The sequence below is a fragment of the Brochothrix sp. genome (assembly GCF_017549435.1).
Lineage (GTDB): Bacteria > Bacillota > Bacilli > Lactobacillales > Listeriaceae > Brochothrix > Brochothrix thermosphacta.
This window is the reverse complement of sequence record NZ_JAFYUW010000136.1, coordinates 1-17,724: the sequence shown is the minus strand read 5'-3', so window position 1 is coordinate 17,724 and position 17,724 is coordinate 1. Positions and strand designations below refer to the sequence as shown.

Here is a 17,724-nt window from a genome sequence, read left to right as displayed (position 1 = left end):
TTTATTTTACAGTGACTACTTCTTCGTTCATTTTCACTTGACCATTTTCTTTAGCGTATGTGAAATCTGTATAATCAGCTGTATTTGTTACGATAACCATTGTAGTGGTATCATACCCTTTTTCTTTAATACCTGCGATATCAAATGACCCTAGAACGTCGCCACGTTTAACCGTTGCACCCGTTTCTGTTGTCATTGTGAAACATTCACCATTCAATTCAACAGTATTAATACCGATATGAATGAGAACCTCTAAACCTGTCGTTGATTTAATACCGATGGCATGTTGTGTTCCGTAAAGAATAACAATTTCACCATCGACAGGTGCTGTTACAACACCTTCTGTTGGTACAACCGCAAAACCTTTACCCATAATTTCTGCACTAAATACTGGATCATTCACATCTTTAAGTGGAATTAACTCACCTGTTAACGGGCTGGTAATTGTACTATCTGAAACGTTTGCTACGGGTACAACGTTTTCAGGCGTTGTCACTGCAGTTACTGGTTCTGCTTTTTTCGGTTTTGGAAGTCCAAAGAAAAGCGCACCGATAAATGCAATCACAATTGTAATCGCTGAAGCGACAAGCAATGCAGCAAAGTTAGAATCTTTCCCAATAAATAACGGGTAGAATAATGGGTTTAAGATTGGTGTAAAAGCAAAGATTTTAACTTCAAAGAAGCTAACAATCCCACCACCTACGGCAGCTGCAATTAAACCTATAATAAACGGACGTTTATATTTCAAGTTAACCCCGTATAATGCGGGTTCTGTAATCCCAAAGAAACCAGGGATTAAAGCTGATACTGCTATGCTACGATCGTTACCTTTAAGACGCGCTACCATACCGGCAACTGCAGCTACTTGACCGTAAACTGCCATAAACATAACTGGTAAGATCGTATCATATCCTTGAGTGTTCACATTGATCATTGCAATCGGCAAAATTGCCCAGTGCATACCAAAGACAACTAATAGTTGGAAGACACCCCCGAGAACAGCACCAGCAATCATTGGGCTTAAGCCATATGCTGATGAATAACCTTTAGAAATCATCTCACCTACAAACGTTCCTAGTGGTCCGATGAAAAGGAAAGCTAATGAACCCGCAACAATTAATGTTGCAAATGGTACAAGTACAATTTGTGCCGCTTTAGGAATCCAACGTTTAAAGAAACGTTCAACATAAGCAGTAACCCAAATCGCTAAGATTGTTGGTACAACGGCACCACCATATTTATCAAAGTAAATTGTATAACCAAAAGGTGCAAATGTTAATTCACCTAACGCATCAGTTAACGGGAAAACCATTGCCGCGGCAATTGCTAATGCGATAAAACGGTTGGTCTTAAATGCATCTGCAGCTGTGACAGCAATAAACAAAGGTAAGAACTTGAAAATACCTGTTGATAGTGCTGTAAGCATAACGTAAGTTAATGATTTATCAGAGATAACACCGTACATTTCTAACGTCATGACTAATGCCATAATAATACCTGCACCTGTCAATACACCGATATATGGTGTAAAGAACGACGCGATGACAGCTAATAAACCACTTAATGATTTTTTAGAAGGCGTATCAGACTCATTACTATCTTTCGCTTCTTTATTGTTAACATTGAAGTTGGCTTCGATTGAGCTGAACACATCATTTACTTCTGCCCCAATAACCACTTGATATTGTCCGCCTGCTTGAACGACTGACATTACCTTATCAATATCTTGTAATACTTCTTTATTAGCCTTTGACTCGTCTTTCAATACAAAACGTAGTCGTGTTGCACAATGTACAACTGATTTAACATTTTGTTCACCACCGACATTGTCGATGATTTTGGTAGCAATACCTTTGTATTTATCTGCCATTTTTTATACCCTCCTATTATGTTATCAAATAGAAAATCACCTTTTTCAGAGCAAAAAAAATAACCAAAGCTACCCGACATTATATCGAGTAAAACTTTGGTTATGCCTGATCGAATCAGTAACAGTCCATTTATATATGAAATCAGTTCCATCTGTAACCGATTTCTTTACTACGTTAGTATAACTGAATTCAAATATAATATCAATTCACATTTCGATGAATATGTATCATTAGATAAAATTTTTCATCAATGTTCAAATTCCAGCCATACATTTCGTTTAAATAGTGTTCAATTTTATTGACACACTGATATTCTGAAACATAACGTTCTTTAAAAAGCTGATACATTTCGCTTTCTTTTTCAGAAGAATCTTCACCGCTCAAGTGTCGAATAACAAAATATTTGAGATGGGTGATAAAACGCTGATACATAAATGATTCTTCATCAAACTCAACATTATAATGGTATTTTACAATATTCAACACATTTGTCAAAATCAGCATAACAGAAGTAGTTTCATGAAAATTCGATCGACCAATTTCATCATTGATAAAGTGCATTGCGATTGAACTCGCTTCATCTTTGGGAATAATAAGACCTGTCTGTTTCTCAATGTAGCGAATGGCTTCTAATCCAATTTCATAATGTAGCGGGAAAAAATGTTTTATTTCCCAATTCAAGGGGTTTGTTATTTCCATCTTTTGTTCTAAGCGCTCTATTGCAAACGATATATGATCTGCTAAAGTTAAGAACACTGACATGTTCAATTGTTTACTGAGTATACGTTCACCGATATTTACTACAGCATGTGTGTATTCAATTACCTCTGGTGAAAAACTTTGCAGTAAATCAATTGTTGTATCTTGTGGTACCTTATAAATTTTTTCTATTTTTGTCGAATCTTCTAATTGATAAGGTGTTTTTGGAAAGCCGATGCCCTTACCTGCAACAATAACCTCTTGCCCTGTATCATTGAGTGCCATCGCAAAATTATTGTTTATTTTTTTGATAATCTTCATTGCATCAGTACCACCTTTCTGACTATTTGAAGGAATTATCTTTTCACTTCATTTTTAACCATATGAAGTTAATTTTATACATCCACTTTTTTTTTGTCAATTTTTTATTACGCGTGACAAAACGAAACAGGTTACAACGCTATACCTGTCTCATTATTATTTTCCCACAAAAAAAGAGAATACTAAAGGGGATTAGTATTCTCTAGGGAATAAGGGATATTTTTTAAAGGGATAATTATTATAGGGAAATAATTATATTCTAAGTATACTATATTTTTTGTTATATATTATTCCAAAAAAGGTAGTTCAGGGCGCAATTTTTGAAAAAAAAAAAAACGTGCTGCACTATTTTATTTCAACGAGAGTATGAACACTTTATATGCGTATTTATCTCGGCTCTATAATTTATGCTGTTGATGATTCTTAGTGAAAAATAGCAATAAAATTAAATCGCATAAAAAATTTATAAGCGATGAATTAAAATTATCAGCAACCTCCCCTAACTGAAATACGACTTCCAAAATCAGATGAATCGATAGAATAGTAACTATTAGAAAGATATTAACAAATGGAGTAGTACTCTCAAGATATTAACAAATGGATTGGTACTCGCTTTCTATGGATTGGTACTCTCAAGATATTAACAAATGGATTGGTACTCGCTTTCGCTCCGTCCCATACTGGCCTTGTATGCTCATGTCTTCGCAACAATGTCAGCACCCATACTGTTCTCGTAAGCGAATAAATTCGCTACGAGAACAGTAAAAAAGAGAGAATGGCTAAAGGGGATTAGCATTCTCTCAGAAATAAGGGATATTTTTTAAGGGATAATTATTATAGGGAAATAATTATATACTAAGTATACTATATTTTTTCGCGTCCGTATTTTCAATAATAGTCTTTTAAGAAGCAATTTTTGAAAATATTTAATGATCAGCTACTAAAATAACATCCCTTGTAATATCCTAATAAATTGTTGTTAGTTTTTCTTAACGAACTCTGATTTTAACTTCATTGGTCCAAAACCATCAATTTTACAATCAATGTTATGGTCCCCCTCAACGAGACGGATACTTTTAACTTTAGTTCCTAATTTCAAATCAGATTGAGCACCCTTAACTTTAAGATTTTTAATAACAGTCACCGAATCTCCATCAGCTAGTAGGTTGCCATTCACATCTTTTACAACCAAGCCTTCTTCAGTTGTTTCAGTTGTCGTTTCATTGTTCCATTCAAACGCACATTCAGGACAAACGAAATTGCCACGATCTTCATAAGTATATTCTGATTGGCACTCAGGACAGTTTGGTAAATTACTCATTGTAGCCTCCTAATTAGTTCATTTTATTTAACACTTACTATCTATTATACCTAATAGCTCAATAAATTCAAATCCACTTTTATGATTATTCACTAGTTAAACAGCTGTAATAGCTTATTTGTTTGACTTACTCCAAAATCTGTCACATTTTCCCTATAAAACAATCATGACCTTACATTATAATAACAAGGTCGTGTATAATGAAAGCGTGAACATTTTATACAGAATCTATGCTTTAAAGGAGTGCAAACAATGGAAAATAAACTCATATTTATGGATGTTGATGGTACCTTATGCAACCCCTCAGGTATTGTACCTGACTCTGCCAAAACGGCAATTAAAACAGCTCGCTCTAACGGTCACAAGATATTTCTTTGTACCGGGCGCTCTAAACCTGAAATCATTGATGAAATTCTAGAAGTTGGTTTTGATGGTGTCATTGGTGCTGGTGGTGGTTATATCGAAATTAAAAACACTGTTTTAGAGCATAAACTGATGCCAGAAAAAGATGTCCGAGATATCATCGATTATTTTGAAAAGCATACTATCGGTTATTATATTGAGTCTAATAGCGGTCTCTTTGGTAGCGCTAATTGTCTTTCCTCAATCATCTCTCAAATCTCAAATGGTGCGATAGAAGGTAGTGTTGAATACGAACAAGCAATCGCTGAATTTGATTGGTTCAAGAAAATACTAGATGATAATGCAGGCAAAGCCATTGATTACGGTTTTGTTAATAAGATCTCTTTTATTAGTAACGGTCATCCGTATGACGCAGTTGCTTCTAAATTTGGCGATACTTTCCAAATGCATCGGACAACAGTGGCACAGTTTGGCCCTCAAAGTGGCGAAGTGTCCATTAAAGATGTCAATAAAGCCACTGCTATTGCAACAGTTTTAGATGAATTAGACATTGATATTAAGCATACCCTTGGTTATGGTGATGGGAATAATGATATCGATATGTTCAATGCGGTTGCACATGGTGTCGCAATGGAAAATGCCACGCCCTCTTTAAAAGCACTTTCACATGAAATTACCCCAACAGCAGATGATCATGGAATTGCTCTCAGTTTCAAAAAAAACGGCTTCATTTAAAGAAGACCTCTAAAAAGGAGTTTTTGTATCATGCCAACGTTCAAACAACTTAATGCACAAAAAGCTGCACTTGCGCTTTCACCAAAATTTCAGTTTAGTACAGTAACTGCTGATTCTATTTCAGAAGATGCCGGTGTTTATTTTATCGCCCGTCCCACAATTAGCAAGTATGGTGAAAAACATGAACAAATCCTTTATATTGGGCAAAGTAATAATTTACGACATCATCTTTATGTCGAGCAATTTATTGGTCACACTGATACTGCCCGTTTGAAAAAAAGACTCATTGCCGATTATGATTATCCCGAAATAATGACCTTTGAACACGCCCAAAAGTTTTTAACCGACAACTGTTATTTTAAATATCACCTCGTTGAAACACCACGTGACCGCTCATTTTTAGAACATGGATTAAAATTTTCCTTATCACCCATGTACTTAGAGTGAAAGCACCTTCACCTACTTTCAAACATGTAAAGTGCAAGAAAAAAATAAAAGTGAAAAAAGACGGTCAGAACTAAAGAGATTGAAGAAAATAAAAGGCGTGAACTATCTATTAAATGGTCGCTAGATAATAAAAAAACACGGTACATTCACTGACCGTGTTTTTGCGTGTTGTGAAACTATTATAGAGATACATTCGGCTATTTTGTTCAATTATATTAGTTTTCTCTAACAGTCTTTAGTGGCCTTGGATTTGTTATTATTTTTAGCATATTGCATAAACTCGCTAGGCAGTATATGTGTGTATTTTTTAAAGATATCAATAAAGTAGCGATAATTACTGAATCCAACATCCAATGCAATTGTACTAATTTTATCTTCACCTTTTTCCAATAATAAAATCGCCTGTGAAATACGATACCGATTGAGATAATCATTAAAAGTGTAGCCCGTGATTGCCTTGAATTTTTGATTAAGATACGTTTTACTTCTTCCCAGTTCATCAGCAATATCTTGCACGCTGATTTTTTCATCATAACGCTCTTCAATCAAAGCTAATAATGCTCTGATACTTTTTGATGGCTGTACGGCTGCCTCTGTCTGTTTAAAGACAAATAATTCACGTTCGCTTACTTCATGAATCTTTTCTTTAAACGTTTGATATTGACGTTTTAGCAATAGAGATTCCTTACAACGGTGGAGTGCCTGTATTAATTCCTCATGATCTAATGGTTTTAAAAGATAGTCTGTCACACCATACTTAATCGCTTGCTTAGCCTTTTCAAAATCGTTGTAACCTGAAATAATAATCGTCGCAAACACTTGTTTTTCTATTTGGCAACGTTGTAATACTTCAAGACCATTCAACAATGGCATGTTGATATCCAATAAAACGATATCTGGTGCCAATGTCTTTATTTGACTAACTGCCATTTCACCATCACTCGCTTCACCAACAATACGACAGTCTATTTTAGCCCAATTAATACTCATTTTAACACCTTCGCGCATAATATCTTCGTCTTCAATCAGCAACACTTTATACATGCTTTTCACCCTTTGCGATTGGCAATACGAGTCGAACACTAGTCCCTTCACCTAATTGAGATTGTATCGTTAATCCATAGTTTTCACCGTGAAGTAAGACTATTTTACGATGGGTATTATACACTCCGATTCGATCGCCATTATTTAGTGGTTCATGTAACGTTTCAGTGATTTCACGTAGCTTTTCAGGTGCAATCCCATGGCCATTATCGACAACAAGTAAATGTAATTCCTCACCTACTTGCTCAACCGTAATCGTAATCATCAATTGAAGTTGCTTTTCATAACCGTATTTTATAGCATTTTCAACTAACGGTTGTAATAATAGTTTTGGAATTTCAATATCATGCAAATCGTCTGGAAGATTTACTTTATAGTGTAAACGATCATTATAGCGGTAGGCGTGTAATTTCAAATAATCTGCGATGTAATCCATATCTTTTTTCAATGTCGCATGCTGTTCACCTTGATTAATACTATATCGTAAAATGCGTGACAAAGTCAGAATAATACGCTGCGCTTTTTCTTCATCTACTCTCATAGTATAACGAATCGTTTCAAGCATGTTAAAAAGAAAATGGGGATTGAATTGACTTTGAAGAAATCTAATTTCATCTCGTTGCAAAATATATGTGAGTTCCTGGTTGCGTAATAACAATAAATCAAGGCTTTTCAACATCTCGTTGTAACGATGCGCTAACTTTTCAAATTCATCACCTGTAGGTATTTCTACATAATTATTCAATTCACCACTTTTCAAATGATCCAGCGCATTCATCATTGTATTGAGCGCCATCGAGTGTTGGACTGACATTCTTCTAGATAAATAATGGAGCAAAATAAATAGTACGCCACTTGAAATTGTGGTAAACAGTACATAAAAAATAAATAACTCCTGATAATTAGGGCTAGCAATTAGTGAATACACCCGAAGCGGATAGGCCATCGCAACTTGCTCATTCATATAATAGGCTTTTTTTCCCAGTTGAACGCGTTGTCCGTGTTCTCGTTCATACGTGAATTTCCCCATTAAACCTTTGACACTATTACTGTTTGAGACAATCACACGATCATATTTATCTGTTACAACTAACACATCCGCTTTGTTGCCAAAAAACATGCGTTGAAAATCCTCATCTTTCAATCGTACAACGAGATAACCAATAATTTCACCTTGATCTTTTACTGCTTGTGAAAGTAATAACACGGTCTTTTTATTGTGTGCTAAATTTTTTGTTTCCGCTTCAATTATCAATTGATCAGAGCGAGACCATCGCTTCAGTCGATAACTAGATATATCTAAGGACGTGCTATCTTCTAACATGGCTGAAGATAAACCTTGTCCTTGAGAATCAACTAATTGAAAAACACTTTGAACTTGTTGTTGGCTATTGAACGCATAAAAAGCGGCAAAAACCTTGTTGCTGTGCTGCTTATATTTCAAATAATTGATAACTGCTTGATTTTTTGCTAATTCATCAAACCCAGTTTCATAATTCCGGAGCACTTTACTAATATCTGCTACTGTTGTTTCACCCACTTTTTCAGCATCATGACTTACTTTCCAAGCAGAGAAGCTAAAAAGTCCAATGCCAAAAACAATAAACAAAAAGATAATCGGGATCAGTGTATATTTTAAAAATAGTACACGTGTCTGTTCTTTAAAATTACGTACCTTTTTCGACATCACTGATTCCCCTTTAAATTACATTGATATCTCTTTTTTACCAGTTAACTTGAAGAAAATCAATAGCGAAATTACTGTAATGGCTGTCAATATCGTTGATAACGCTGCAGCTGTACCATAGTTCCCTCGAATAACTTCTGTATAAATAGCGACTGACATCGTACGCGTACCGGATGTATACAAAATAATCGTCGTGCTCAATTCTGTAATAATAGTCACCCAACTTAAAATTGCCCCGGAAATAACACCTGGAAGCATCATTGGAAACGTAACTTTAAAGAATGTTTTGAGATTTGAAGCTCCTAAACTAGTTGCAGCTTCTTCAATACTAGGACTAATTTGATGTACAATTGCTGCACTCGATCTTATTGTATAAGGTAAGCGTCGAATCACAAATGAGATAATTAAAATCATCGCTGTCCCGCTTAATAATAGCGGTGGTTTATTAAATGTTAGTAACAAGGCGATACCCATTACCGACCCTGGCACAATGTAAGGAATCATTGAGACCACATCGAGTGAGTTTGTTAAAACATTGCGTCGTCTCACTGTTACATAAGCGATTAGCACTGCAATTAAAATAACAAAAATAATCGCAACAACGGCTAATGAGAATGTATTTTTAATTGCATCACCCGAACGATCCAATGCGAGTTTAAAGCTATCTAACGAGTAACCTTTTACAAATATACGGCCTGACGTTTTAAGGAATGCTGTATAAATGACTGTTAGTTGTGGGGCAATTGCTGCAATAATAAAACCGTAAATATAAACATGAGCTAAAATACTTTTCCAACCTGTTACTTTCTTGGCTTCAATTGGATGCAGAGCACTCATCGAGAATGATTTTCTATTTGTAATGTACTTCTGAATTAAGAATATTGTGATGGCAAAGATGATAACAATGATACTAATGGCCGCTGCAAACCCATCATCGCCACCCATTTCACTGATAAATTCATTGAAGATTAACACAGGAATCGTACGGTACCCCTCACCAATTAACATCGGTGTCCCAAAATCTGCCAATGCGCGCATAAATACCAACAAGGCTCCTGCTAATAATGTTGGTAATATCAATGGGAAAATTATTTTCCACATTTTACGTAATCCTGTACATCCCATACTTTCTGCGGCTTCGATAATTGAATTGTCGATACTTTTTAACGCGCCCATTAAATACATATACACCAAAGGCACAAGTTGTAATGTTAATACCAAAACAATACCGACAAAACCATAGATATCCGGCGTCTGAATGCCAAATACATTGGATAAAAACTTAGTAACCGCACCGTTACGACCCAACAGTAAAATCCAAGAATACGCACCGATAAACGGTGGTGCCATTGAAGATACTAAAATCAAAATTTGAAGATAGACCTTCCCTTTAATCTTGATTGTTGTCATTAAGTAAGCTAATGGCGTTGCTAAAATAACGGATAATAATGTGACAGAAACAGTCACTTTAACACTATTGAATAATGCATCATAATAATAATTAGCTCCAAAAAACTTTGAAAAATAAGCCAGTGAAAAACCACCACTTGTCCCATCGGAAAAACCAGCCTTAAGCAATGTAAACAACGGGAACACAAGCATCACAAAGTAAAGTAATAAAATACCAATCGTTACATAAGTCCAGATATCTTTCTTCCTGCCTTTATTGAACATTGTTCACCACCCCTTTTGTGATACTTAATTCTGATTCGTATTCAAATACGTTAATCTTATCTGTTTTTATTTTCAGTCCCACCCAAGTACCGGGTTCAATGATTTGACCAATTGTAGATTCTTGAATGATTTCAACCTGCTCACCATCAACAAGTTGCACATTATAGTGCGTGTTAAGTCCTAAGAACATATTATTAAGAACTTGTCCGCGAATCCCCTCATTATTTTCAGCAATAATAAACTCTTCGGGTCGGATTGAAATTTTAACCGTTCGTGTCTCATAATTAGTTGTGTCTAAGCTATTTAAAACCACACGATGGTTATCATCAAATACTAACGTTGCAATCTCACCATTGAATTGCAGCTCACGTTCAATAATATTTGTACGCCCTATAAAATTAGCAACAAAGACATTGGCTGGACGATGATAAATGTTTTGTGGCGTTCCAACATGTTGAATTTTACCTAAATTCATGACAGCAATTCTATCTGACACGGCCATTGCTTCCTCTTGATCGTGTGTCACATAAAGCGTTGTAATCCCTACTTCTTTTTGAATGTCTCGGATTGCATTACGCATATCCACACGTAATTTCGCGTCTAAATTAGAAAGTGGTTCATCCATTAAAAGCACACTAGGTTCAATAACAATTGCGCGTGCAAGCGCAATACGTTGTTGTTGTCCACCCGAAAGATTTTCCGGTAACCGGTCTTTAAATTGAGAAATTTGCACGACATCCATCATTGTAGCTACTTTCTTTTCGATGTCGGCTTTTGACAGCTTTATTTTACGATTTTCTAAACCAAAAGTGATGTTTTTCTTCACTGTTAAATGTGGGAAAATAGCATAGTTTTGAAATACCATCCCGATATTACGATCTTGTGGTGAACTCGCGTTAATGGCTTTCTTATTAAAACATATTTCACCACCTTCAATACTGTTAAAGCCCGCTACCATGCGTAGTAAAGTTGTTTTACCACACCCTGACGGTCCTAGTAAGGTGAAAAATTCTGATGGTTGTACTCGTAATGACAGTGCTGGAATAACCGTATTGTCTCCATACTTTTTGATTACTTTTTCAAATGTGATTTCAGTGCTCATTTTTAGCAACTCCTTTAGGGCTGTTTAATTGATATAAAACGGCCCATTACCCCCCATGTTATCCGAAAGTAACAGACCCTTGTGTTATTGCTTTTTAGTGAATAATTCTGTATATTCTTTCACGATTTTATCCTTGTTTTTTTGAACATAATCTTCATCTTCTTCAAGTGTTTTAATATCTTTCATCGGTGTCATATGGTCACCTAATTTTGCATCTTTACGAAGAGGACGATTGGTTAAATCATTTCCAAAGACATCTTGTGCCTCTTTTGAAGTCATAAAATCAACAAATTTTTCTGCGTTCTCTTTGTGTTTAGCATTTTTAATAATACCTAATGAGGCATCTAAATAAACGGAACCTTCTTTAGGATAAACAACTTTCACGGGCGCACCATCACGCACATAACTTGCTGACGGATCTTCATATGTTAACCCCACAGCAAACTCCCCATCAGCCACTCCTTTATGAACTGCTCCCGATCCATTAGCAACTTTACCATCAAGATTTTCAATTAATTTACCCACATAATCCCAACCTTTTTGTGAGTTATAATCACCGCCAACTGCTAATAACATGTTTGTTAACTGTGCAAAAGCTGAACTTGAGCTTGCTGGATCTGCTGCCGCAATTTTACCTTTTAATTTAGGGTTTAATAAATCTTCATAACTTTCGACCTTAATATCGCCGATTAAGTCAGTATTAACAAGGATATTACTACCATCTGTAATATAAGGTGTAAGTACGCCATCAATATTTTGATGACCTGCTAACATTTCTTTATCATTCTTAGACGTGTATTTTTCAAACAAGTCTTCATTTGTTAATTTCGACTTATTCAAACCGCCAAACATCACATCTGCATAGGGTTTATCTTTTTCAGATGAAATACGTTTTAAAAGTTCTCCCGTTCCTGCAGATACCAATTCGACTTTAATCCCTGTTTCATCCTCAAACATCGGAATTAACGTGTTCACGATATTTTCACTGTTAGGCGAATAAACAACCAATGTATTATCTTTTTTGGAATCCTTATTTTTTGCTGAATCACCATTTCCACATGCTGCTAATAGTGTGACGAGTACTAATGAAAGAACCACTACACTTGCGATTTTCTTCATTTTAAAGCCCCCTTATATTTTATTAAACCAAGCATATCATAGGTTAAAGCGCTTACAATGCTAAAATAGAACACTTTTGTCTAAAATAGAACAACTTATATTCTTTTTTATTTTTCTGTTTAAGATACTCATAAGCCCCAAGCCATTGACAATTAGCACCATCGATGGTATTATTCACTTATAGTTTAACGCGGTAAAGCGTGTTAGAGATGAAAATTCAAAGGGGTTCTTTTACAATGTCAAAATCAAAACAAAAAAATATTCTCGAAGTTTTAATTATATTAGCGCTTATTCTCGCTATTTTAGGATTCAGTGTCATCAAATTAGGACTAGCGCCACAAGTACCCATTATGGCTGCGATTGCTCTGTTAATTTTATGGGGTAAAATGCATTGCGAATCGTGGCACTTAATTCATCAAGGCATTACGAAAGGGATTTCGACAGGCCTCATTCCAATGATTATTTTCATTCTAATTGGGGCTTTGATTGGGGTATGGATTGCCGCAGGAATTATTCCATCAATGATGGTACTCGGATTTGAAATCGTTAATCCGCATATCTTTATTCCCTCTGTATTCGTTATTTGTTCAGTCGTTGGTGTTGCAGTTGGGAGTGCTTTTACAGTTACTTCTACCGTCGGAATTGCCTTTTTAGGTATCGGCCTATCAATGGGTTTTTCACCTGCATTAATCGCAGGTGCTGTTATCTCAGGTGCCGTATTTGGTGATAAAATGTCACCCTTGTCTGATAGTACTAACCTTTCTGCAGCAATTGCAGAAGTAGATTTATTCCTTCACATTCGCAACTTAATGTGGACGACAATTCCCGCTTTCTTTATTGCCTTGATTGGCTTTGCTATCTTAGGAACAAACAGCCAAGAAGTGCCTCTTGAAAAAATAACTGAAATTTCACAGTTGTTACAATCACAATTTACAATCAGTTGGTGGTCCGCTGTGCCGGTTATTTTGATCTTTGTCTGTGCACAAATCAAATTACCTGCAATACCGACACTCTTCATTTCAATTGCTGTAGGTATTATCATGTTACTTGCTACCAAAACAAACGTTAGCATTAAAGAAGTGGCAGATATCATCCAAAACGGTTATGTTTCTAAAACAGACAACGCTACAATTGACACGCTCTTAACGCATGGTGGGATTCAAAGTATGATGTGGTCGATTTCATTAATCATCTTAGCGTTAGCACTCGGTGGTCTTTTGGTTGAACTGGGTGTTATTAGCACCTTGATGAATCTCCTTGTCCGCCAATTAAACACACGTGGAAAACTCATTTTAACAACTGCTCTGAGCTGTATTGGTATTAACTTATTAGTCGGAGAACAATACTTATCGATTATTTTACCTGGTAATGCCTTTAAAGAACAATACGCAGTGAATGGTTTACATCCATTAGCACTCTCTCGCGTTTTAGAAGATTCTGGCGCTGTAGTGAACTCTTTGGTCCCTTGGAGCGTTAGTGGTGTCTTTATGGCCGCTACACTCGGTGTTCCCACGTTAGATTACTTACCTTTTGCCTTCTTTTGTTTGCTTTGCCCTATCATCACTGTGATTGCTGGCTTCACAAACATTGGCATTAAGAAATTAGCTTAAATAGTCATAAAAAAAGTAGCAGCAGTGAATAAATCATCATTCGCTACCGCTACTTTTTATTTTGTCATTTACAAAACCGCTAAGCGATTAAACCTACTTCAATTTCTGGAATGAAGCAGACGTAACAACACCTATTGCTGTTTGTCTTCTGTTTAAAAGGGATGATCCTGCGACTCAGGCCTTTCTTGTATTTTCTTCATTGCGCAACAACCATTTCTTCCGTTCAACACCACCACCATATCCACCCATTTCACCATTGCTTTGAATGACGCGATGACAAGGGATTAAAAGGGAAATTTGATTGGCACCATTCGCTCGAGCAACTGCACGTGCCGCTTTATCGTTACCTAATTGTTGTGCCAATGCCTTGTAACTTGTAGTGGTACCACTAGGAATCGTTCGTAATAAAGCCCAAACGGTTCTTTCAAATGGCGTACCTATTTCGGTCGCTATCGGCGTTTCGAATGCTGATAGTTCACCGTTAAAATACTGATTCAACTCCTGTTCAAGTCTCTCCAATAAAAGATTTGTTCCTGGTACGATGGCAACGGTTTGCCGTTTTCGTAGCTTTTCAATCTCTTTTTCCAACCCCCGACGGTCAACAAACTCCAATAAGTAAAGCGCCTCGTCATTTGCAATCGCCAGCATGGGTCCTAATTTAGTTTCAATCCAACAAGCACTTAACAAGCGGATGTCTTTATTTTTCTGGGGCACAATTCCCATCGTACGTGTAAAAGCATCACGAAAACCATTGCTTGATTCAAAGCTGCTGTCCAGTTGTGCATCGATTAAACGCGTACCTTTACGAATGGAATGGAAGGCTAGTCCTAAACGGCGTGCTCGAGCATATTCAATAAAAGTCATTCCAAATTGTTTTTTAAATTGACGGCGTGCTGTGTTTGGGCTAATTGTGAGTTCATCAAAATCTCGATCCGTCCATTTTTTCTCAGGATTTGCCTCTATACTCGCAACAAGCTCTTTCACTTCAGGTGATAAACCACTTGGTGTATTAAGCGGCTGACATCGTTTACACGGCCGATAAGAAGCAAGCGTTGCTTCTTGGGCTGTATCAAAAAATTCACAGTTTTCTTCCTTTGGTTTACGCGCGGGACAAGTCGGTCGGCAAAAAACACCTGTTGTTTTTACACCGACATAAAAAATACCTTCATAATGCGAATTTTTTTCAATTAACATTTTATAGTAGACCTTTTTTGTTTGCTCATCTTGAATCATCACATCTTCCCCCACTCATTGATTGAATCAGCAAAAGCCTCTTTCTGACTAAGATAAATGCTCGGCCCATAACTTATTCGACTAACGCCTATCGCTTGATATTCTGCTAATGAAACGCTGTTATTCGTTATCATTATATTAACAGGTACCGGTGCTTTTTTCACGAATTCAGCCAACAATGTTAAATCTGTTAAACCCGGTATAAAAATACCATCTGCACCATTATCGGCGTACATTAAAGTGCGCTCTAATGCAGTCGCTACTAACTCCTTTGTTTCCTTACCAGCCTCTAAAAAGACATCTGTACGTGCATTTATAAAGACTGGCCGTTTTGCTTTTTTAGCTACCGTTGAGACAATTTCCAGACGCTTGGCTTGCTCAGATACTGTATATAAGCCTTTTTCAGGGTGGCGGTCTTCAAAATTAATTCCTGCTACACCTGTTGCGATTACTTGTGCTGCATGCGCTTCTAACTTAGCCAGTGATTCGGCATATAAACCTTCAACATCTACTGACACAGGTACGTTCACGCTAGCGACTAAGCGCTTGGTCATCCAAACTAATTGCTCAAAAGGGAGCTGTTCACCATCTTCATAGCCCCACGCGTTTGCAATCGCATAACTACTTGTAGCGACTGCTTGTGCCCCCCTTTCACTGATGACTTGTGCTGACATGACATCCCAACAATTGTGCAAGATTAACGGTTGTGCTTGGTGATGTGCTTCAAAAAAGGTTGATTTCATTATGATTCCCCATTTCATTTTTAGTCTTCCTGTATCATAATTTATTTCGCTACACCACATACCCACAAAATTAACAGCAATATTTAAGCTGTTTTTAGAGGGACATAAAATTAAAAATCAACCGCTGTTAACCTCGTGCTATCATAGGTTGACTAGCTATCTGTCTTATGCGATTACGGCTTCAAAATTTTGGCCTACGATTTACTATGTTACACTTGATATGTGAGGGAAACCTGACAGACTCCAAAAATACTGAACTTAGGGAAGAAGTAATCATCGTGAAAAAAACGATCGGATTTATTATCAGCCATAAGGAAAATGAACATCGCTTGGCATTATTACCAACAGATTTCATTAAGATAAAGAACCCATCGTATTTATTTTTTGAAGAGAATTACGGCGCCTATTTAAATATAAGTGATCAACAATATCGTGATGTTGGTGCCCAGATTGTCTCTCGAGAGATGGCACTGCAACAAGATATCATCTGTGAACCTAAATTAGGTGATGCAGATTTTTTACACACTCTAAAACCACATCAAACATTGTTTGGTTGGATACACGCTGAGCAAAACAAGCAATTATCGCAACTGCTCATTGCCAAAGAACTGAAAGTCTTTGCTTGGGAAGAAATGTTCCATCTTAACCGCCACCTCTTTTGGCGGAACAACGAACTAGCTGGTGAGGCAGCAGTACTTCATGCTTATTTATTACATGGTTGCCTCCCCTACGAAACCAAAGTAGCTGTGATTGGACGCGGAAATGTCGCAAATGGTGCTGTTAAAATTCTTCAACGTCTAGGTGCTGAAGTAACAGTCTATAAGCGTAATCAAGAGCTATTATTGCATGAAGAACTTGGTGAATTTGACGTGATCGTTAATGCCCTTTTATGGGATAACGCTCGTAAGGATTACCTTATCACACGTGCTGATTTGAAAAGAATGAAATCCAACGCACTTATTATCGATGTAAGTAGCGATTATGATGGTGCGATTGAAAGCTCACATCCAACTTCTTTAGAAGAACCGACATTCACTGTTGAAAATATTTGCCACTATGCCGTAGACCATACCCCTAGTATGCTCTACCGTACATCGACGCAAAGTATTTCAACTGTCATTGCACCCTTTTTGGATGATTTAATTACGGGAACAAGTAATCCTATTTTAGCTAAGGCCGAAATTTTACGTAACCCAGCGAGTAAGACTGTTAAAATCCATAAAATTAAACCACGTATTGCTGATAGCGGCAATGTATCGAGTAATAAAAAATAAATAAAAGCACTCCTCTTTCATTCGAACTGAATTTAAGCAGAAGTGCTTTTTTTATGGGGACATTTCGCGGCAGCTAAGTGGTCAACTAACATAAAAATTCATCACAATATCATCCCCTTCATTAGTAGTTACACTCTCTTATTTTCAAACTACTTTCAAAATCACAAAAAAACACTATCCTGACAAACTGCGTCAAAATAGTGTTTTACCAAATTCAGGCGCAATAGCGATGTTGAGATAGTAGGCACGACAAGTGAATGACGGTGCGCGTACCTCAGTACGCAATCCCGAATGAACGAGAAGTAACGCCCTAGATTAGTATCGCTATTGTGTCTGAAAATGCTTTTATTTGTATCTAGCATTTCAAGCCATAACTTCCAAAATTTCAAAAACACTATCCTGACAAACTGCGTCAAAATAGTGTTTTATCAAATTCAGGCGCAATGGCGATGTTGAGATAGTAGGCACGACAAGTGAATGA

Annotated in this window: 14 protein-coding genes; 4 read left to right on the top strand and 10 right to left on the bottom strand. The window is 36.6% G+C overall.

Translation table 11 applies throughout. From position 1 onward, the window contains the following. Position 1: 1 nt before the first annotated feature. From IKV95_RS09230 to IKV95_RS09220, 3 genes are all read right to left on the bottom strand, one after another. Positions 2 to 1,870, bottom strand: a complete 1,869-nt coding sequence (locus IKV95_RS09230) for a beta-glucoside-specific PTS transporter subunit IIABC (protein WP_069136347.1) — start codon at positions 1,868 to 1,870, stop codon at positions 2 to 4. Between the two features lie 202 nt (positions 1,871 to 2,072). Further along, complete coding sequence (locus tag IKV95_RS09225; protein ID WP_029091119.1) at positions 2,073 to 2,891, bottom strand: PRD domain-containing protein; 819 nt, start codon at positions 2,889 to 2,891, stop codon at positions 2,073 to 2,075. A gap of 979 nt (positions 2,892 to 3,870) precedes the next feature. After that, positions 3,871 to 4,212, bottom strand: coding sequence for a zinc ribbon domain-containing protein YjdM (locus IKV95_RS09220; RefSeq protein WP_029091118.1), 342 nt, complete (start codon positions 4,210 to 4,212; stop codon positions 3,871 to 3,873). A 252-nt stretch (positions 4,213 to 4,464) separates the two neighbouring features. On the opposite strand from IKV95_RS09220, the gene IKV95_RS09215 reads away from it, so the two are divergent. Beyond that, positions 4,465 to 5,310: a Cof-type HAD-IIB family hydrolase gene (locus IKV95_RS09215; protein ID WP_069135058.1), complete on the top strand. Its 846-nt coding sequence runs from the start codon at positions 4,465 to 4,467 to the stop codon at positions 5,308 to 5,310. Positions 5,311 to 5,340: 30 nt separating this feature from the next. Then, on the top strand, positions 5,341 to 5,757 hold the full coding sequence (locus tag IKV95_RS09210; protein WP_029091116.1) for a hypothetical protein: 417 nt from the start codon (positions 5,341 to 5,343) through the stop codon (positions 5,755 to 5,757). A 225-nt stretch (positions 5,758 to 5,982) separates the two neighbouring features. Here IKV95_RS09210 and IKV95_RS09205 read toward each other — a convergent pair whose 3' ends face one another. The 5 genes from IKV95_RS09205 to IKV95_RS09185 all read right to left on the bottom strand — a co-directional run bounded on the left by IKV95_RS09205 (position 5,983) and on the right by IKV95_RS09185 (position 12,383). Further along, entirely contained in the window at positions 5,983 to 6,801 is an 819-nt protein-coding gene (locus tag IKV95_RS09205; protein WP_069118348.1) for a response regulator transcription factor, read from the bottom strand. Next, positions 6,794 to 8,488 (bottom strand): sensor histidine kinase, encoded by a 1,695-nt coding sequence (locus IKV95_RS09200; RefSeq protein ID WP_069126220.1) that lies wholly within the window; start codon positions 8,486 to 8,488, stop codon positions 6,794 to 6,796. The genes IKV95_RS09205 and IKV95_RS09200 overlap by 8 nt, the downstream gene beginning before the upstream one ends. An 18-nt stretch (positions 8,489 to 8,506) precedes the next feature. Beyond that, on the bottom strand, positions 8,507 to 10,162 hold the full coding sequence (locus IKV95_RS09195; protein ID WP_029091113.1) for an ABC transporter permease: 1,656 nt from the start codon (positions 10,160 to 10,162) through the stop codon (positions 8,507 to 8,509). Further along, a complete protein-coding gene (locus IKV95_RS09190) occupies positions 10,152 to 11,264 on the bottom strand; it encodes an ABC transporter ATP-binding protein (protein ID WP_069132675.1) in 1,113 nt (370 codons plus the stop codon). The genes IKV95_RS09195 and IKV95_RS09190 overlap by 11 nt, the downstream gene beginning before the upstream one ends. 84 nt (positions 11,265 to 11,348) lie before the next feature. Then, positions 11,349 to 12,383 (bottom strand): extracellular solute-binding protein, encoded by a 1,035-nt coding sequence (locus IKV95_RS09185; protein ID WP_069118341.1) that lies wholly within the window; start codon positions 12,381 to 12,383, stop codon positions 11,349 to 11,351. Positions 12,384 to 12,619: 236 nt separating this feature from the next. Between IKV95_RS09185 and nhaC the strand changes: the two genes are divergently transcribed. Further along, positions 12,620 to 13,993 carry a Na+/H+ antiporter NhaC gene (nhaC, locus tag IKV95_RS09180; protein ID WP_287451696.1) on the top strand — a complete coding sequence of 458 codons (1,374 nt, stop codon included), beginning with the start codon at positions 12,620 to 12,622 and terminating at the stop codon, positions 13,991 to 13,993. A gap of 174 nt (positions 13,994 to 14,167) precedes the next feature. On the opposite strand, the gene IKV95_RS09175 is transcribed toward nhaC, so the two are convergent. Both IKV95_RS09175 and IKV95_RS09170 read right to left on the bottom strand, forming a co-directional pair. Next, a complete protein-coding gene (locus tag IKV95_RS09175) occupies positions 14,168 to 15,226 on the bottom strand; it encodes a bifunctional transcriptional activator/DNA repair enzyme AdaA (protein ID WP_069118339.1) in 1,059 nt (352 codons plus the stop codon). Beyond that, on the bottom strand, positions 15,226 to 15,987 hold the full coding sequence (locus IKV95_RS09170) for an isocitrate lyase/PEP mutase family protein (protein WP_287451695.1): 762 nt from the start codon (positions 15,985 to 15,987) through the stop codon (positions 15,226 to 15,228). The genes IKV95_RS09175 and IKV95_RS09170 overlap by 1 nt, the downstream gene beginning before the upstream one ends. Positions 15,988 to 16,247: 260 nt before the next feature. On the opposite strand from IKV95_RS09170, the gene IKV95_RS09165 reads away from it, so the two are divergent. Then, positions 16,248 to 17,243, top strand: a complete 996-nt coding sequence (locus IKV95_RS09165; RefSeq protein WP_069124526.1) for a N(5)-(carboxyethyl)ornithine synthase — start codon at positions 16,248 to 16,250, stop codon at positions 17,241 to 17,243. Positions 17,244 to 17,724 lie beyond the last annotated feature (481 nt).